This window comes from Chromobacterium paludis, from assembly GCF_008275125.1.
Lineage (GTDB): Bacteria > Pseudomonadota > Gammaproteobacteria > Burkholderiales > Chromobacteriaceae > Chromobacterium > Chromobacterium paludis.
In genome coordinates this window covers 1,593,016-1,610,242 of the sequence record NZ_CP043473.1, presented here as the reverse complement: position 1 = coordinate 1,610,242, position 17,227 = coordinate 1,593,016, and the positions used below count along the sequence as shown (strand labels likewise).

At 60.2% G+C, this 17,227-nt stretch carries 20 protein-coding genes and 1 other RNA gene; 8 read left to right on the top strand and 13 right to left on the bottom strand.

Features of this window, described 5'->3' with window-relative positions:
- Nucleotides 1–94: 94 nt before the first annotated feature.
- From phbB to FYK34_RS07345, 4 genes are all read right to left on the bottom strand, one after another.
- Nucleotides 95–835 (bottom strand): acetoacetyl-CoA reductase, encoded by a 741-nt coding sequence (gene phbB, locus FYK34_RS07360; RefSeq protein WP_149295756.1) that lies wholly within the window; start codon nucleotides 833–835, stop codon nucleotides 95–97.
- 124 nt (nucleotides 836–959) lie between these two features.
- The gene (rsgA, locus tag FYK34_RS07355) at nucleotides 960–1,823 is read right to left on the bottom strand and encodes a ribosome small subunit-dependent GTPase A (protein WP_149295755.1); all 864 of its coding nucleotides are present in this window, start codon (nucleotides 1,821–1,823) and stop codon (nucleotides 960–962) included.
- On the bottom strand, nucleotides 1,820–2,146 hold the full coding sequence (locus FYK34_RS07350; RefSeq protein ID WP_149295754.1) for a 4a-hydroxytetrahydrobiopterin dehydratase: 327 nt from the start codon (nucleotides 2,144–2,146) through the stop codon (nucleotides 1,820–1,822). The genes rsgA and FYK34_RS07350 overlap by 4 nt, the downstream gene beginning before the upstream one ends.
- Nucleotides 2,143–3,390 (bottom strand): M48 family metallopeptidase, encoded by a 1,248-nt coding sequence (locus tag FYK34_RS07345; protein ID WP_149295753.1) that lies wholly within the window; start codon nucleotides 3,388–3,390, stop codon nucleotides 2,143–2,145. The genes FYK34_RS07350 and FYK34_RS07345 overlap by 4 nt, the downstream gene beginning before the upstream one ends.
- A 79-nt stretch (nucleotides 3,391–3,469) precedes the next feature.
- On the opposite strand from FYK34_RS07345, the gene orn reads away from it, so the two are divergent.
- The 3 genes from orn (at nucleotide 3,470) to FYK34_RS07330 (ending at nucleotide 6,240) form a co-directional block, all read left to right on the top strand.
- Nucleotides 3,470–4,015, top strand: a complete 546-nt coding sequence (gene orn / locus FYK34_RS07340; RefSeq protein WP_149295752.1) for an oligoribonuclease — start codon at nucleotides 3,470–3,472, stop codon at nucleotides 4,013–4,015.
- Between the two features lie 82 nt (nucleotides 4,016–4,097).
- Complete coding sequence (gene pgi, locus FYK34_RS07335; RefSeq protein ID WP_149295751.1) at nucleotides 4,098–5,750, top strand: glucose-6-phosphate isomerase; 1,653 nt, start codon at nucleotides 4,098–4,100, stop codon at nucleotides 5,748–5,750.
- A complete protein-coding gene (locus FYK34_RS07330; protein ID WP_149295750.1) occupies nucleotides 5,740–6,240 on the top strand; it encodes a CinA family protein in 501 nt (166 codons plus the stop codon). Before pgi ends, FYK34_RS07330 begins: the two co-directional genes overlap by 11 nt.
- Nucleotides 6,241–6,242: 2 nt before the next feature.
- On the opposite strand, the gene xerC is transcribed toward FYK34_RS07330, so the two are convergent.
- The 4 genes from xerC to FYK34_RS07310 all read right to left on the bottom strand — a co-directional run bounded on the left by xerC (nucleotide 6,243) and on the right by FYK34_RS07310 (nucleotide 8,925).
- On the bottom strand, nucleotides 6,243–7,145 hold the full coding sequence (gene xerC / locus FYK34_RS07325; protein ID WP_149295749.1) for a tyrosine recombinase XerC: 903 nt from the start codon (nucleotides 7,143–7,145) through the stop codon (nucleotides 6,243–6,245).
- Between the two features lies 1 nt (nucleotide 7,146).
- Nucleotides 7,147–7,995, bottom strand: coding sequence for an AAA family ATPase (locus FYK34_RS07320; protein WP_149295748.1), 849 nt, complete (start codon nucleotides 7,993–7,995; stop codon nucleotides 7,147–7,149).
- 69 nt (nucleotides 7,996–8,064) lie between these two features.
- Nucleotides 8,065–8,478, bottom strand: a complete 414-nt coding sequence (locus FYK34_RS07315) for a TerB family tellurite resistance protein (RefSeq protein ID WP_149295747.1) — start codon at nucleotides 8,476–8,478, stop codon at nucleotides 8,065–8,067.
- Nucleotides 8,479–8,496: 18 nt separating this feature from the next.
- Entirely contained in the window at nucleotides 8,497–8,925 is a 429-nt protein-coding gene (locus FYK34_RS07310) for an acyl-CoA thioesterase (RefSeq protein WP_149295746.1), read from the bottom strand.
- Nucleotides 8,926–9,057: 132 nt separating this feature from the next.
- On the opposite strand from FYK34_RS07310, the gene FYK34_RS07305 reads away from it, so the two are divergent.
- Nucleotides 9,058–9,510, top strand: a complete 453-nt coding sequence (locus tag FYK34_RS07305; protein WP_149295745.1) for a universal stress protein — start codon at nucleotides 9,058–9,060, stop codon at nucleotides 9,508–9,510.
- A gap of 93 nt (nucleotides 9,511–9,603) precedes the next feature.
- On the opposite strand, the gene FYK34_RS07300 is transcribed toward FYK34_RS07305, so the two are convergent.
- Both FYK34_RS07300 and ffs read right to left on the bottom strand, forming a co-directional pair.
- Entirely contained in the window at nucleotides 9,604–9,927 is a 324-nt protein-coding gene (locus FYK34_RS07300) for a helix-turn-helix domain-containing protein (protein ID WP_043577324.1), read from the bottom strand.
- A gap of 261 nt (nucleotides 9,928–10,188) precedes the next feature.
- Nucleotides 10,189–10,287, bottom strand: an RNA gene (ffs, locus tag FYK34_RS07295) — signal recognition particle sRNA small type.
- 144 nt (nucleotides 10,288–10,431) lie between these two features.
- Here ffs and argE point away from each other — a divergent pair.
- Nucleotides 10,432–11,592: an acetylornithine deacetylase gene (gene argE, locus FYK34_RS07290; RefSeq protein WP_149295744.1), complete on the top strand. Its 1,161-nt coding sequence runs from the start codon at nucleotides 10,432–10,434 to the stop codon at nucleotides 11,590–11,592.
- A gap of 143 nt (nucleotides 11,593–11,735) precedes the next feature.
- Complete coding sequence (locus tag FYK34_RS07285; RefSeq protein ID WP_149295743.1) at nucleotides 11,736–13,103, top strand: sodium-dependent transporter; 1,368 nt, start codon at nucleotides 11,736–11,738, stop codon at nucleotides 13,101–13,103.
- A 41-nt stretch (nucleotides 13,104–13,144) separates the two neighbouring features.
- On the opposite strand, the gene FYK34_RS07280 is transcribed toward FYK34_RS07285, so the two are convergent.
- Nucleotides 13,145–13,423, bottom strand: a complete 279-nt coding sequence (locus FYK34_RS07280) for a hypothetical protein (protein ID WP_149295742.1) — start codon at nucleotides 13,421–13,423, stop codon at nucleotides 13,145–13,147.
- 263 nt (nucleotides 13,424–13,686) lie between these two features.
- Here FYK34_RS07280 and FYK34_RS07275 point away from each other — a divergent pair, with 263 nt between their 5' ends.
- Together FYK34_RS07275 and FYK34_RS07270 are read left to right on the top strand one after the other, a co-directional pair.
- On the top strand, nucleotides 13,687–14,892 hold the full coding sequence (locus tag FYK34_RS07275; RefSeq protein WP_149299849.1) for an amino acid aminotransferase: 1,206 nt from the start codon (nucleotides 13,687–13,689) through the stop codon (nucleotides 14,890–14,892).
- A 349-nt stretch (nucleotides 14,893–15,241) separates the two neighbouring features.
- Nucleotides 15,242–15,595 (top strand): hypothetical protein, encoded by a 354-nt coding sequence (locus FYK34_RS07270; protein WP_149295741.1) that lies wholly within the window; start codon nucleotides 15,242–15,244, stop codon nucleotides 15,593–15,595.
- A gap of 52 nt (nucleotides 15,596–15,647) precedes the next feature.
- On the opposite strand, the gene FYK34_RS07265 is transcribed toward FYK34_RS07270, so the two are convergent.
- Together FYK34_RS07265 and FYK34_RS07260 are read right to left on the bottom strand one after the other, a co-directional pair.
- Nucleotides 15,648–16,304, bottom strand: a complete 657-nt coding sequence (locus tag FYK34_RS07265) for a TetR/AcrR family transcriptional regulator (protein ID WP_149295740.1) — start codon at nucleotides 16,302–16,304, stop codon at nucleotides 15,648–15,650.
- A 67-nt stretch (nucleotides 16,305–16,371) separates the two neighbouring features.
- Complete coding sequence (locus FYK34_RS07260; protein ID WP_149295739.1) at nucleotides 16,372–17,220, bottom strand: mechanosensitive ion channel family protein; 849 nt, start codon at nucleotides 17,218–17,220, stop codon at nucleotides 16,372–16,374.
- Nucleotides 17,221–17,227 lie beyond the last annotated feature (7 nt).

The window sequence follows — 17,227 nt, the reverse complement described above, 5'->3', positions numbered from 1 at the left end:
CTGCGGTTGGATTCGAGGCCGGTCAGCATACACCAAGGCGGGCGGAAATAGAAAACGCCGCCCATTTGGGCGGCGCGTCGATGGGGCCTGGCGCTTACATCATGTGCTGGCCGCCGTTCATGGCGATATTGCTGCCGGTGATGAAGCCTGCGTGTTCCGAGCTGAGGAAGCCCACCAGCGCCGCGATTTCTTCCGGCTTGCCGAGGCGGCCGACCGGAATCTGGGCGATGATCTTGCTGCGCACGTCTTCCGGCACCGCCATCACCATTTCCGTGGCGATGTAACCCGGAGAGATGGTGTTCACCGTCACGCCCTTTTTGGCCACTTCCTGTGCCAGCGCCATGGTGAAGCCATGCATGCCGGCCTTGGCGGCGGAGTAGTTGGTCTGGCCAAACTGGCCTTTCTGGCCATTGATGGACGAGATGTTGACGATGCGGCCGAAGCCCGCTTCCAGCATGGCATCCAGCACGGGCTTGGTCATATTGAAGACCGAGTCCAGATTGGTGCGGATTACCGCATCCCAGTCGTCCTTGGTCTGCTTCTTGAAGCTGGCGTCGCGGGTGATGCCGGCGTTGTTGACCAGGATGGAGACCGGGCCCAGGTCCTTGGCGATGCGCGCGGCCATTTCCTGGCAGGCGGCAAAGTCGGTGACATCGCACTGGTAGCAGTGGATGTCATGGAAGCCCAGTCCCTTCATGTCTGCCAGCCAGGCTTGTTCGCGGCCCGGTTTGCTGTAGGTGGTCGCTACGATATGGCCGGCTTCGGCCAGCGTCTTGCAAATGGCGGTGCCGATGCCGCCCATCCCACCGGTAACTAGCGCAATCCTTTTCGTCATGATGCTGGCTCCTCTTTTGGTGTCGAATTTATGCCTGAGTAATACTGAACCCCTTTTGTTACAGCTTATTTAGCGAAGCATAAAAAGTAAATAAGAAGTGTGTGCTTCCTGATTTACATTTCGCTCAGCCCAGCTCCAGCGTCAGGCGCTGCAATAAGGACAGTCTGTGCGCGCTGATTTCGCCGATTTCCGCAGCGTTCATGATCGCACAGTTAGGTTCGACTCGGTGTGTGCAGTTATGGAAACGACACTGTCCAATATACCGGCGCATCTCCGGGAAATAATGCACCAAATCCGCTGCTTGCAGATGTTTCAAGCCAAATTCCTGCAGGCCTGGGGAGTCGATCAGCTGGCTGTCCGCATCAAGGTGGTAGAGGGTGGCGTGCGTGGTGGTGTGGCGGCCCGAATCGAGGGCGGTGGAGATGTCGCCGATGCGCGCGTTGGCTGCGGGCAGGAGCGCGTTGGTCAGTGTGGACTTGCCCATGCCAGACTGTCCCACCAGCACGCTGGTATGCCCGCGCAGCAAGGGTTGCAACGGGCTGAAGTCCTGCTTGGCGGACAATGTAACCAGTTGGTAGCCAAGATTCACATACAGTTGCAATTTTCCCAGCAGCGTGGCGGTTTCCGGCAGATCGCACTTATTGACGACGATGACGGGCTCGATGTCGCCGGCCTCCGCCGCGATTAGGCAGCGTCCCAGCAATTCCTCGCTCGGGGAGGGCACGGCGGCGATCACGAACAGGATGCGCGTGACGTTGGCGGCAATGACTTTGGTTTTCCAGTCGTCCTGGCGATACAGCAGGCTGCGGCGCTCATGGGCACGTTCTATCACAGCCTGTTCCTGATTCTGGATCAGGATGTCGACGATGTCGCCGCAGGCGTAGTCGACACGCTTGCCGCGGGTGGTGCAGTCGTAAACTTGGCCATCGGCTTCGACGATGAAGCGGCGGCCATGGCTGCGGATGATCTGTCCTACTCTGGCTGTCATGGGCGCTTGAGCAGGGCTTCGGTCTTGGCCGCGCAGATGAAGTCGTTGAGCGTCAGGCCGCCGGCGTCGTGGGTGCTGAAGTTCACCACAGCGCGATTGTAATGCACCGACAGGTCGGGGTGATGATCTTCCTGGTGGGCGATCCAGGCGAGCGCGTTCACGAAGGCCATGGTCTCGTGATAATTGGCGAAATGGAAAGTCTTGTTCAGCTCGATGCCGACGATTTGCCAGCCGGGCAGGGTGGACAGCAGTTGCTTGACGGTGTGGTCGGCCAGCGGGCTTTCGCCGTGTTGCGGCGTGCAGGACAGCTCCAGCAGGTTCATGCTTGGTTTCCTCTCAGATGTTGGATGCGCAGCGCGGCGGGCGGGTGCGAATCGTAGAAGGTGGAATGGATCGGGTCTGGCGTCAAGGTGGAGGCGTTGTCGCGGTATAGCTTGACCAGCGCGGAAATCAGGTCGTCGGCACGCGTATGCTCGGCGGCGAAGTCGTCAGCCTCATATTCATGCCGGCGCGACATCAGGCTGGACAGCGGCGTCAGCGGAAAAGTGAAGGCCGGGATCGCCATGAAGAACAGGATCAGCGCCATTGCGGTGCTGGGGGCGGCCACGCCCAGTCCCAGGTAGAACCAGGGCGCGTGCAGCAATTGGCCCAAGGTCCAGAGCAGAAGCAGCGACAGCCCGAACGCCATCGCGATGCGCTTGAGGATGTGCCTGCGTTTGAAATGGCCCAGTTCGTGCGCCAGCACGGCCTCGATTTCGTCATGGCTCAGTTGCGACAGCAGGGTGTCGAAGAAGACGATGCGCTTGGCGGCGCCGAAGCCGGTGAAATAGGCGTTGCCGTGGCTGGAGCGGCGAGAGCCGTCCATCACGAATACGCCTTGGCTCTTGAAGCCGGCTCTTTGCAGCAGCGATTCGATGCGGGCCTTCAGCGCCTCGTCTTGCAGCGGCTGGAACTTGTTGAACAGCGGCGCGATCACCGTCGGGAAAACGGCCAACATCAGCAGCTGGAAGGCGGACCAGACCAGCCAGACCCACAGCCACCATAGCGGCCCCGATATGTCCATCAGCCACAGCACCAGCGCCACCAGCGGCAGACCGATGGCCGCGCCCAGCAGCAGGCCTTTGATCTGATCGGCCAGAAACAGCGCGAAGGTCATCTTGTTGAAGCCGTAGCGCGTCTCGATGCCGAAAGTGCCATACAGGCTGAATGGCAGCGAAACGAGGCTGCTGATGACGCTGACCGCCACGATCAGGGCCAGGCCGGACAGCAGCGGCGCGGCGAACCATTGCATGGTGTGCAGGCTCAGCCATTGCAGCCCGCCGCCGAAGGTGAGGGCCGCGATCAGGGCGGTGTCCACCCAGGCGGACAGCAGGCCCAGCTTGGTTTTGGCGATGGTGTAATCGGCGGCGTGCTGATGCTGTTCCCGGGTGATGCTGTCGCGGAAAGCGGCCGGGACTTCAGGGCGGCGCAGGGCGATATGGCGGATGTGGCGCCCGCCCAGCCACAGTTTCAGGCTCAGCGTCAGCGCCAGCGCGATGGCGAACAATATGGAAAATGCCTCGGTCATGGATGTCGGTATGGGTGTCGAGTTTGCCGCAACGGCGGCAATGAAGGAAAATGGGAGGGTTTACTCAAGATTGAATAGTATGGCACAAGATACCAATAACCTCATCTGGCTCGATATGGAAATGACGGGCCTGAATCCTGACGCCGACCGCATCATCGAAGTGGCGATGATCGTCACCGACAGCCAGCTCAATGTGCTGGCGGAGTCGCCGGTGCTGGTGGTGCATCAGCCGGACGCGGTGCTGGATGCGATGGACGACTGGAACAAGAATACGCACGGCAAGAGCGGCCTGATCGAAAAAGTGAAGAACTCGACGGTGAGCGAGGCCGAGGCGGAGCGGATCCTGTTGGACTTCATGGCGCAATACGTGCCGGAGCGCGTCACGCCGATGTGCGGCAACACCATCCACCAAGACCGCCGCTTCATGGCGCGCTGGATGCCCAGGCTGGAGGCCTACTTCCACTACCGCAACTTGGACGTGTCCACGCTGAAGGAGCTGTGCAAGCGCTGGAAGCCGGAAGTGGCGAAGGGCGTGGTCAAGCGCGGCAAGCATGAGGCCCTGGCCGACATCCTCGAGTCCATCGAGGAGATGCGCTACTACCGCGAGCATTTCCTGAAGCTATAACGGCGCGCCCGCGCATCCGTCGGGGCGGCCTGCTTGAGGCGGCCCCTGTTTTTTCACCATTCGTATTCCATCGGCAGAAAACATGGCCGCACACCGCCACATCGACATCAATTCCTCTCCGATCTGGGCCAAGCTGCACCAGCACCAGCGCGCGACGCGCCATATGCACATGCGCGAGTTGTTCGACCTGGATCCGCAGCGCTTTCAGCGCTTTTCCTTGGAGTTGGACGGCTTGTTGCTGGATTACTCCAAGAATCGCATCACCGAGCGCACGCTGGAGCTATTGTTCGAACTGGCGGCGGCGGCCGACCTCAAGGGGTGGATGGCCAGGATGCGCCAAGGCGAGCGCATCAACGTCAGTGAAAACCGTTCGGTGCTGCACACCGCGTTGCGTTTGCCTGCCGACGCCAGTTTGACGCTGGATGGCCAAGATGTGGTGGCCGAGGTACATGCCGTGCTGCAGCGGATGCGGGTCTTCAGCGAGCAGGTGCGCAGCGGCGCCTGGCTGGGCCTTGACGGCAGGCGCATCCGGGACGTCGTCAATCTGGGCATAGGCGGTTCGGATCTTGGGCCACTGGTGGTCAAGGAGGCGCTGTCCGTCTATGCCCACGCCGAATTGAATGTGCACTTCGTCTCCAATGTCGATGGCCAGCACCTGGTGCGCACGCTGCAAAAGCTGGACCCGGCCACCACTTTGTTCATCGTCGCCTCCAAGTCCTTCACCACGCCGGAAACGCTGCTGAACGCGCAGGCGGCGCGTGCCTGGTTCTTGCAGGCGGCCACGGAGGCCGACATCGCGCGCCACTTTGTCGCCGTTTCCACCAATGAGCCGGCGGTCAAGGCTTTTGGCATCGATCCGGCGCATATGTTCGGTTTCTGGGACTGGGTGGGCGGCCGCTATTCCGTCTGGTCAGCCATTGGCCTGCCCGTCATGCTCGCCATCGGCTACGAGCATTTCCGGGACTTTCTGGATGGCGGCCACGCCATGGATCGCCACTTTTTCGAAGCGCCGTTCCAGGCCAATATGCCGGTTCTGCTGGCCTTGATAGGCATCTGGTACAACACCTTCTATCAGGCGCATACTCATGCCATCATGCCTTACGATCACGGCCTGCGACGGTTGCCGGCCCATATCCAGCAACTGGACATGGAGTCCAACGGCAAGCGCGTGGGGCGTTACGGCGAGGCTGTCGATTTCGACACCGGGCCGGTGATCTGGGGCGAGGAGGGCGCCAACAGCCAGCATGCATTCTTCCAGTTGCTGCATCAAGGCACGCGGCTGGTGCCGTGCGATTTCATCCTGCCGCTGAACAGCCAGTATCCGCTGGGCGAGCAGCACGATGTTCTGGTGGCCAATTGCCTGGCGCAGACCGAGGCGCTGATGCGCGGCAAGCGCGAGGCGGAGGCGATGCAGGAGTTGAGCCACCTGTCCGGCGAGGCCCTGGACATGCTGCTGCCGCAGAAACTGTTTCCCGGCAACCAGCCGTCCAATACGCTGGCGCTGGACAAGGTGACGCCATACCGTCTGGGCATGCTGATGGCGTTGTACGAGCACAAGGTCTTCGTGCAAGGGGTGATCTGGGGTATCAACTCGTTTGATCAGTGGGGCGTGGAGTATGGCAAGCAGCTGGCGCGCCGCATTCTGCCCGAGTTGGCTGACGGTGCCGGCCAGCTGGCGCACGACAGCTCCACCAACGGCCTGATCAGGCATTACAGGGAACGTCATGGCAAATAGCAGACAACTGGCCGCGGAACTGGGCGACGTGCTGCTCGCTCGCGGCGAAAGCATCGCCACCGCGGAATCCTGCACCGGCGGCATGATCGCGGCAGCCATTACCGACATACCGGGCAGCTCCGCCTGGTTCAGCCATGGCGTGGTCAGCTATGGCAATCAGGCCAAGCAGCAGTTGCTGGGCGTGCAGGCGTCGTCGCTGATGGATCATGGCGCGGTCAGCGAACAGGTGGTGCGGGAAATGGCGGCCGGCGCGCAGGCGCTGGCTGCGGCGGACTGGGCGGTGGCCGTGTCCGGCATCGCCGGGCCGGATGGCGGTTCGCCGGAAAAGCCGGTAGGCCTAGTCTGGCTGGCCATTGCGCATCCGGGCGGGCAGACCGAGGCCTGGCGCTGTCATTTTGGCGGGGATCGCGAGGCGGTGCGCAGGCAGTCGGTGGAAGAGGCGCTGTCGCAGCTGCTGACGCGCGTGCATGGCCACCTGCGGGCCGCCTGAGATCAATCCGCTTCCGGCTCGTCCTGCTGGGAGGCAGTCTTGCGGCTGGCCCGTGGGTGCGCGTGGTCGTACACCTTGGCCAAGTGCTGGAAGTCCAGCGCGGTGTAGATTTGGGTGCTGGACAGGTTGGCGTGTCCCAGCAGCTCCTGCACCGCGCGCAGGTCGCTGGATGATTGCAGCAGGTGGGAGGCGAAGGAGTGGCGCAGCATGTGCGGATGCACATGCTGGCTGGCGCCGGTTTTGATCGCCCAGTCGCGCAGGCGCTTTTCGATCTGGCGTCCGCCCAGCCGCTTGCCGCGGCGCCCTACAAATAGCGCAGGCTCGTCCGGGCTGGCTTGGCGCGCCGCCAGCCATGTCTGCAAGCTGCGCAGGGCCTCCGCGCCGATCGGCGCCAGTCTCTCCTTGGCGCCCTTGCCGCGGATGCGCAGCAGTTGATCGGAAAAATCCACGTCCGCCAGATCGAGTCCCACAGTTTCCGCTAGGCGAAGGCCGCAGCTGTAGATCAGCTCGAAGATGGCCCGATCGCGCACATCCAGCCCGTCATCGCCCGCCATGCGGTCAAGCAGCGCCGCGGCGGCGTCCACCGGCAATGCCTTGGGCAGCAGCTTGTCCCTTTTGGGCGCGTGAAGCGCGCTGGCGGGGTTGTCTCCGCGCAGCCCATTCTGCTGCAGCCAATGATAGAACTGGCGCCAGGAGGATAGGCGGCGGGCCAGGCTGCGGCTGCTCAAGCCGCTGGCGTGCAGGCGAGCCAATGCTTTGCGCAGGTGGAGGGCTTGGGCTGCGGGCAGGGGCGTTGGCGCCAGTTGACTGGCCAGGATCTCCAGGTCCGCGCGGTAGGCGGCCAGCGTATGCTGACTGCGTCCGGCAACGGCGAGATGTGCAATGAAGCGCGCGGCCTCGTCCATGTCAGCGCCGCAATCGAGCCATTTGCATCAGGCGTTCGAACAGTTGCAGGTCCTGTTCGTTCTTCAGCAGGGCGCCGGCCAAGGGCGGCGGCGCATTGCGTTCTTGGTGGCCGGCCAGTTCTTCGGTTCCGATATTCTCGCCGACGAGCAGCTTCAGCCAGTCCAGCAGCTCGGAGGTGGTCGGCTTTTTCTTCAGGCCGGGCAGCTCGCGAATGGAAAAGAACACCTCCAGCGCCTGCTTGACCAGTTCCTCGCGGATATGGGGGAAATGGACGTCGATGATGCTTTGCATGGTCTCGGCGTCGGGGAAGCGGATGTAATGGAAGAAGCAGCGGCGAAGGAAGGCGTCCGGCAGCTCCTTTTCATTATTCGATGTGATGATGATGATGGGGCGCTGCCTGGCGCGTACGAATTGTTGCGTCTCGTGCACGAAGAACTCCATTTGGTCCAGCTCGCGCAGCAGGTCGTTGGGAAACTCGATGTCAGCCTTGTCGATTTCATCTATCAGCAGCACCGGCGCGGTGTCCGCCTCGAAGGCCTGCCACAGTTTGCCCTTGACGATGTAGTTGGCGATGTCGCGCACCTTGGCGTCGCCCAGCTGGGAGTCTCGCAGCCGCGAGACGGCGTCATATTCGTACAGGCCGTGCTGGGCCTTGGTGGTGGACTTGATCGGCCAGACGATCAGCTCGCGGCCCAGGCTGGCGGCGACTTCCTCGGCCAGCATGGTTTTGCCGGTGCCGGGTTCGCCCTTGATCAGCAGCGGGCGTTGCAGGGTGATGGAGGCGTTGACGGCCATCATCAGGTCGTCGGTGGCGATATAGCGCTCGGTGCCGGTGAAACGGGTATTCATCTATGTGCAAATCTTGGGGTGTCGGTTTGGGGGAGAGGGCGGCCCTTGCCTGGCCGCCCGTCTGGGCGATCAGCGGGCAAACTCTCGTTCCAGATCGTCCAGGCTGATATTCCAGCTTTTCATCATGTGACTGAGCAGGGCCATTTCGCTGTCGCTGATGGTGCCGTCGGACTTGGCGATATCCATGGCCAGCACGCAGGTCAGGATGCGTTTGCGGTGGTCGCTGACCTCGGCCAGCAGGCTGTCCACGCGTTCGCGGTCAAGCAGGTGGATGGAGCCATCCTCCTCCGCTTCGTCGGAGAGGTCGTCGCAATAGTCGCGCAGGACTTGGGCAAACTGTTTGCGCGGCAGGTTGATCAGATGGTAGACGTGCAGCTTTTCCAGTAGCTCCAGTTCGCGCGGGTCCATATTGCCGTCGGTGATCATGAACATGGCCAGCAGCCTGGCCATCGCCTCTGGGCTATTGGGTGAATAATTTCTCATGGCGCCATTCCTTTTTTGCTATTGGCGGAGCTTGCCGGAAAAGGCTTCCGGCATGGCGGCGACAGTGCGCGCCTGGTAATCGAAGAAGACGACACCGGTTTTCAATCTTGCCACTTCTTTGCCGCTGTTGTCATCGACTGCTTGATAAATCAGGTCGAGTCCGTAGCGGTTCGGGTGGGCGGGCGCCAGGCGGAATTGCAAGCGGTCGCCATGAAATGCCTCGGCGCGGTAGCACACTGCGGCGTCGGCCACGATGAGGCCCAGTCCCTCCACGTGCAGTTCGTCAGGATAGCCAAGCGATTTCAGCCAGCGCAGCCTGGCCTCGTGCGCCAGGCGCAGCACGGCGTCATTGCCCAGGTGGCCGCCGTAGTTGATGTCGCCAATGCGAACCTCTAGTTCGGTGGCAAAGGGAAAGTGAGCGGGAAGTTCAAGTTTGATGCGTGGCATGGCTTGTTATACTGGGTAGGTGGGGAGCGGACCTTGCGTAAATGTCTAGGGGATCTAACCTGTGTCAAACATCATGCATGGGGTCTTGATAGACTGGGAGTGTAAGCCAATTTCATAGAGGAGCTGCATGCCATGTATCAGAAAATCTTTGTGCCGGTGGATGATAGCGACACATCCGCGATGGCGTTGATGGAAGCCTGCAAGCTGGCCAAGGAGTTCGCCTCCATCGTCCGGCTGGTGCATGTCGTCGATCTGGCCCAGTTTGGGTGGGGCGGGACGGAGTTTCTGGATGCGACGGAATTGCAGAAGTCGATCAAGCAGGCGGGCGAGCAGGTGCTGCAGCAGGCGGGAGACAAGGCCAGGGAGTTGGGCGTGGAGCCGGAGTGCCGGATTCTTGAGAGCTGGGGTGACAAGATTGCCTCGGTGCTGGCTGATGATGCCGGCGCCTGGGGGGCGGATCTGATCGTCATGGGGACGCATGGTTTGGGTGGGCTGATGCATCTGCTGATGGGCAGTGTGGCGGAGGGGCTGCTGAAGGTGGCGGATGTGCCGGTGCTGTTGGTTCGCTACTCCGGCGAGGAATGAGGCGGGCGGCCTGCGGATGCCGGGTGCGCTAGACAGGAAAACATAAAGCCGACCCGGAGATCCGGGTCGGCTTTATTGTGCTGACTGACGCTATCAGCCGGCGGTGGCTTCGGCGCCGCCTTCTTGAGCCTCGATCTTGGTGCGCACGGCTTTGCGCAGGCTCTTGTACAGATCGGGGTGGGTTTCCTTCAGATATTCCACGATCTCGAAATCTTCGCGGCGGACCTTGGACAGGTCGATTTGCTCGACATGTACCAGGCGCAGCAGTTCGCGAACCGGTTTCGGCATGTTGCGGCCGCTTTCGTAGCGGGAGCCGCCGGACTGGGTGACGCCGATGCGGCTCCAGAACTCTTGCTGGTTCAGGCCGAGTTTGCGGCGGATTTCCCGGGGATTCGGGATTTTTTCAAACAGTTTCATGAGTGTTCCTCTCGTATCTGAAACAAATGGTTCTAATAGTTTTTTGGACTTCGCCCTGCTTACTAAAAATAGCAAAAAAAATCCAACAGGAATATTTATGATGCAGGGAAATTAGTGAAGTTCCATGAATTTGAAAATTCAGTTTTGCTAATGTTAGCGCAATCTAATCGTCAAGGACAATGGTATTTTGTGAAGTCGACGCAACAATGGAGCTAGGTGTCGCAAATTCGCAATCAACTTGACAACAAACTGGGAGGGAGGGGTGGCGAGCCTGACCCCCGGCACTTGCACTAAATAACTGTGGCTGCTTCCTTCCGGACCTGACCAGGTTCGCTACCGTGCAATGCGGGGAGGCCCGCCATAGAGAAAACGGATTGTATTCAATATTCTGGTAATTGACAAGCATTTTTATGCAGAAGCTGGGCAGAGGCCGCGGGGGCTATTGTCGGACGGCGGCGGCGCATGCAGACTGCTTGTCAGCCATCTTCCAATCCTGGGTGCAACATGACTCATACAGAACTGCTTGCCGAACTGATTCGTTTTGATACCACCAGCCGTTACTCCAATCTGAAATTGATTGAGTGGGTGCGCGGCTATCTTGCCGGCATGGGCCTGGGCTGCAGGCTGACCTACAACGACGACAAGTCCAAGGCGAACCTGTTCGCACGCATCGGCAAGCCGGAGCTGCCGCTGATCGTGCTGTCCGGCCATACCGACGTGGTGCCGGTGGATGGGCAGGAATGGAGCTTCCCGCCTTTTGAACTGACCGACAATAGCGATGGGCGGCTGTATGGCCGCGGCAGCGCGGACATGAAGGGTTTCATCGCCTGCGTGTTGGCCCGGGTTCCGTTGTTCGTGCAGTTGGCGCAAGAGGACAAGCTGAAGCAGGGCGTGGGCATTGCCTTGTCCTACGATGAGGAAGTGGGGTGCGTGGGCGTGGGTAGGTTGATTGATGACCTGCTGGAGGCGGGAGAGTCCATTGCCGGCTGTCTGATCGGCGAGCCCACGTCCATGCGCCCAGTGATCGCGCACAAGGGCATTGCGCACTACCGATGCCGGGTCAAGGGGCGGGCGGCGCATTCATCGCTGACGCCGCGCGGCGTGAATGCCATTGAATATGCGGCGAAGCTGATTACGCACATCCGCAAGCTGGCCGACGCTGAGGCGGCTTTTGGGGCGCAACAGCCATTATATGATGTGCCGTTCACTACGATGCAGACTGGGCTGATTCAGGGCGGAGTGGCGTGCAATATTGTCCCTGCGGATTGCGAGTTCATGTTCGAATGCCGCTGGCTGCCTGGGGATGATCCGCAGCGGCTGGTGGCGTCCGTGTCGGATTACGCCGATACCTTGTTGGCGGAAATGCGCGCCATCGCGCCGGAAGCCGATATCGCCATCGAGCCCTGCGTGTACAGCCCTGCGTTCGAGTCGGATCCTGACTCGGATATCCGCCGCTATGTGGCCAGCCTGTGCGGTTGCGAAGGCGGGGCTGGCGTGGCGTATGCCACGGAAGCCGGATTGTTCAGTCAGGCCGGAATGCCTTGCGTGGTGCTGGGTCCTGGGGCGATCGAGCAGGCGCATCGGCCGGATGAGTACATCGAGATTGCCCAGCTGCGTGCTTGCTATGACTGGCTGGGTGAGTTGGCTTGCAAGTTAATCAAATAAGCTTGAAAAATGTTTTGCCTGCATCAGCGTTAAGCGTCAAAATCTTGCCCTTGTAGCAACGAAGGTCAAAGAGAGCCCGCCCGGACGACCTCCGCGCGGGTTTTTCATATGTGGTAGAGAGAACAACAATGAGTCAGGACAAAATGAGATCGGGTGGAGCGCCCAAGGCGCGTGACGGCTTTACTTCCAGCTTCGGCGTGCTGGCTGCGACGCTGGGGTCGGCGGTGGGCTTGGGCAATATCTGGAAATTCCCATATCTGACCGGCACCAATGGCGGTGCCGGTTTTCTGGTGGTCTACGTGCTGGCGACGCTGCTGGTGGGGCTGCCGGTGATGATTTCCGAGATCATGCTGGGCCGCAAGGCCAAGCGCGACGCGGTGACGACGCTGGCGACGCTGGCGCCCAAGGGGCAGCCCTGGTGGTTGATCGGCGCCTTCGGCGTGTTTTCCGCCTTCCTGATCATGGCGTTTTATTCCGAGGTGGCTGCCTGGGTATTTGCCTACATCTTCAAGGCGATAGGCGGCGAGATCCTGTCGCGCGACCCCAAGGTGACCTCTGGCGCCTTCTCCGCCTTGATTGCGGACCCCAAGCAGTCGCTGCTGTGGCAGTGGGCGGTGTTGGCCTTGATCGGCGGCATTCTGTTGCTGGGCGTATCCAAGGGCATTGAGGCGGTGACCAAGAAGCTGATGCCGCTGCTGTTTGTGCTGCTGGTGCTGATTGGCGTGCGCAGCCTGATGCTGCCGGGCGCAAGCCAGGGCTTGGCCTTTTTGTTCACGCCCGACTTTTCCAAAATCACGCCGGCGGTCATGCTGACGGCGGTAGGGCTGGCCTTTTTCAAGCTGTCCATCGGCATGGGCACCATGATTACTTACGGCAGTTACTTCCGTGACGATCAGAATATTCCGGCCACGACTTTCCGTGTGATGTGCGCCGACTTGTTTGTATCGCTGCTGGCCGGCATTGCCATCTTTCCGGCGGTATTCGCCTTCGGTTTCCAGCCGGCGGCAGGGCCATCGCTGCTGTTCATCACCATTCCCGCCGTGTTCGCCAGCATGCCGCTGGGCCATGTGTTCATGGTGGTGTTCTTCGTGCTGACCGCCATCGCCGCCACCGGCGCCATGCTGTCCATTCTGGAGGTGCCGGTTTCGGTGCTGAGCGAGCGCTTCGGCATCAGCCGGGTCAAGTCCACGGTCATTAATCTGCTGCTGCTGGCGGTGGTGGGTTCCGGCTGTGCGTTGTCCAATAGCCTGACTGCCGATGTCAAGATTTTTGGCATGACGCTGTTTGATCTGTTCGACTTCCTCACCTCGAATGTGCTGATGCCGCTGGGCGGTATTTTCCTGTGCCTGTTCACGGGCTGGGTGTGGAAGTATGAACGCTTCCGCGACGCCTTGAGCAATGGCGGCGTCTTGTCCAACGAAACCCTGTTGAAGCCTTTGTTCTTCGTGGTACGTATCGTATCGCCGGCCTTGATTCTGGTGGTGATGCTGAAGGGTTTGAAGGTGTTCTAAGGCGGGATGGGCCGGATTCGATATCCGGCCCTTTCTTTATGTCAGGAGAGCGATCCGTCTTCGTCTCCGCTGACCACGGGTGGCGGCGTGAAGCCGTTGATATCGCGCGCGCTTTTCTCCAGCAGCAGCACGATGGAGGTGTTCAGCGCGCCGAAGGCCCAACTGATGAGCATGAAAACGGAGTAGGCCGTCAGCTTGTCCGAGAAGAGCGCATGCCCGTGCAGCGTCAACTCTGCGGGATCGAACACGGAGTAGAAAACGACAGTGGCCAGCATGGCGATGATGAATGATGGCCAGAACAACAGGATGCTTTTTTTCATGTTTGCCTCCCTGTGGCTTGAAACGGCTAGCTGGTTCAAAAATGGGCGAATTTACGGCTGAGTCCTGCCATCATAGTGGATGGCCGGCATTTCAGGCGCAATATCCTGCCGTTTTGTCTAGGCGTGGCGGCTTGCCCTTAGGTGATGCCATGGTAGACTGTTGTTCGACAGTGAACACCTTGCCTTCGAAAGGCAACAGCGCAATAAAGATTCTATGGTCGGCGCCGAGGCGTCGGCGCATTTGCAAAGCAATGGAGCCTGGTATGACTTCTTCGATTTTCGCCGGCGTGCAGCTGGCCCCGCGCGATCCCATTCTCGGCCTGAACGAGGCTTTCAATGCCGATGCTCGCTGCACCAAGGTGAATCTTGGCGTCGGCGTATATTCCGACGATAACGGCAAAATTCCGCTGCTGGCGGCAGTGCAAGCGGCCGAGAAGGCCAGGCTGGAGGCCTTGCCTGCCCGAGGCTATCAGCCCATCGAAGGTTCTGCCGCATACGATGCCGCAGTGCAGAAGCTGTTGCTTGGCGCCGATAGCGAGCTGCTGGCTGAAGGCCGCGTAGTGACGGCGCAGGCCCTCGGCGGCACGGGAGCCTTGAAGATAGGCGCTGACTTCCTGAAGCGTCTGGATCCTGCGGCAAAGGTCTATATCAGCGATCCCTCTTGGGAAAATCACCGCGCCCTGTTCGAGTCGGCGGGTTTCGAGGTCGAGAACTACCCGTATTACGAGGCGGCCACCCGTGGGGTGGCTTTCGCTGAGATGAAGGCCTGCCTGGCCGCGCTGCCTGCCGGCTCCATCATTGTGCTGCATGCTTGCTGCCATAACCCTACTGGCGCCGATTTATCACCGGCGCAATGGGAAGAGGTGGTGTCCGTTTGCCGCGAGCGCGGTCTGGTGCCTTTCCTAGACATGGCTTACCAGGGCTTTGCCGATGGCATCGATGCCGATGCATTGGCGGTGCGCATGTTCGCGGCTTCCGGCCTGCAGTTCTTTGTGGCCAGCTCTTTTTCCAAGAGCTTCTCCTTGTACGGCGAGCGCGTCGGCGCGCTTTCCATCGTCACCGCCTCCAAGGATGAGTCTGCGCGCGTGCTGTCGCAATTGAAGCGCGTGATCCGCACCAACTATTCCAATCCGCCGATTCACGGGGCGGCTATCGTCGCCGCTGTCTTGTCCAGCCCGGTTTTGCGCCAGCAGTGGGAAGATGAGCTGGCGGGCATGCGCGACCGTATTCGCGCCATGCGCTTGAAATTGCTGGAGTCGATCCGGTCGCAGGGCGTCAGTGTCGACTTTTCCTTCATTACGGCTCAGCGCGGCATGTTCTCTTATACCGGCCTGACGGCGGCTCAAGTGGATCGCCTGCGCGAGGAATTCGGCATCTATGCGGTTTCCACCGGGCGCATCTGTCTGGCGGCCCTGAATAGCAAGAATGTCGACTATGTAGCGGCAGCCATTGCCAAGGTGTTGGGCTGATCACCGCGGCCGAATCAGCCATTGTCCCGCCCCGGCTTGCCGGGGCTTTTCTTTTGCAAAAAGGCTGATAAATTGACGTTTATGAATGATTTTTATGAATTTGTGTTGCCGTTGTCATTTCCGAATGGGCGGTGTGACATGCGAGCAATATGCCTTGTGTCCGAAAGTACAGTTCTAACGCGATAAGTGCGGGTTTTCCCTAGTGAGGCATTGTCTGGCCGGGCAAATGTGCGGATGATGAGACCAGACATCAATGAATGTCGGGTTGTCTCTCATGAGTTTGTTTCATGTTGGCAATTACAATAATCCAATAGTTTGCTAAGGAGGGGAAACCCTCGGGGTAGATGCCATGACTAAGACTTTTCCTGAAGTGCTGGTTCTGCAGGCCGTTGCTGCAGGGGCTTTTGACGCGGACGATGCGGATGTCCGCAATAACTTGGGGCTGCTGGGCTTGCTGGATGTGTACTCCCGCGATGGACGCTATCGGCTGACCGTGTCGATGGAGCCGGTGGACCCGGATGCGCCTTCCGTCTTGTGGAATCTGGAGGCGGAGATGGAAGTGTGCGCAGATGGCGCGGTTGCCAACCGCAGTGGCTGCCAGGTGGAATACGCCGGTTCCAAGCCGGGCAATTTCTTGCGCGATTTGCTCGCCTCCGGCGAGTTGGGCGACTATCTGGTGCCTGGCACTGCGCAGGCCGCCTGAAGCGCTGATCGTTGCGCCAAGACAAAGCCACCCTTGCGGGTGGCTTTGTCGTTTAGGCCGTCTTTTGCGGGGTGTGACGCTCGTATAGCGAGCGATAAGCGTGCATGTACTCGGGCTGCACGTAGGGCTTGAGCAGCGCCAGCACTTGCAATACGCCGCGGTGGCCGGATTCCTCGGTAATGGGTGCCTTGGGGCGCGAGGTCTGCTCGAAGGCGAACCAGAACTTCACCACCAGCCAAATGTTGACGCTGACGGCTTCGATGTCATCCTCATCCATCTTCAACAGGCCCAGACGGATGAATTCGCGGAAGTGTTCGCCCAGGATGTTTTTCAGCTCGGTATTCACAAACTGGTGGTACTCGGACTGCATCTGCGGATTGCGCGCCAGCAAGCCGGGCAAATCATAGAACATGAAGCGGAACTGCCACATGGCCAGGAAGGCGGTATCCAGATAGTTGACCAGATCGTCCACCGTCATCTTGCGGTCTTCCGGCACGGCCAGCCGTTGATTGATGAACTCGCGATACATCAGAAAAATCTGATAAACAATCTCTTCCTTGTTGCGGAAGTGGTAGTACAAGTTGCCGGGGCTGATGCCGAGGTGAGCGGCGATGTGGTTGGTGGTGATGCTGCGCTCGCCTTGTTCGTTGAACAGCTTGAGGCTTTCTTGGATGATGCGGTCGTAGGTCTTGATTCGAGTTTTGCTCATGATCCACTGGCTGGTGATGGCTTGGCGTAGCGCAATTGTATACGATGTTTGGAGCTGTTGCTCTATTTCATTGCTCGGCAGCCGCAGGATAGCAGCTGGCCATGAATTGATGCAGGATGGCCTGTTCCGCACGTTGCCTGTCTCGCGCCGGGATGGCGATGCGCAAGATCAAACGATAGCTTTTTTCATCGATCGGCTGGAGGGAGATGCGCGGCTCCACCGATGGAATGTCCACCAGATAGCGTTTGGCCATGTCTTCCATGTGTAGCCGGGCGGACTCGATATGAGGCAGGCAATTGCTTTCCGCCGCCTCCATCAGCATGCGCTCGGCCAGTGCTGGCGGCACGGTGTAGGCGAGCGGCACGGTGATGATGTGCATCACGTATTCGCCCATATAGTTTTCCCGTATCACCGGCGTCGACAGCAGCAGGCTGTTCGGGAAGGTCAGCGCGCGTCCGGTCATCTGGTGGGAGCTGTGATTGGGGCCGATTTCCATCACGGTGGTGGACAAGAGGCCGATGTCCACCACGCGGCCGCGCACCGCGCCGATCTCGATGTGGTCGCCCAGGCTGTAGCTGTCTGACATTTGTCGCACCACGCCGCCGGACAGGCACATGATCAGCTCCTTGGTGGCCAGGATCAGCGCGGCGGCGAAGGCCAACATGGAGACGGCCAGGGTCTGCAGCTCGTTGGCCCAGATGAAGCCGATGCCGGCCAGGCCGGCCAGGAACAGGCCGTTGCGGGTATTGATGGACCAGCGGCGGCGCTCCTCGATCGGCACGCCGCTGCTCGCCGCCAGCAAGCGGTCGACCACGACGCGGGTGATCAGCAGCGTCAGGATCAGCAATAGCGAGCGGACGATTTCGTGCGAGTAGTTTTCCCGCAGGTAGGCGATCAGATCGAGGAAGGTGCGCATAGTCCTA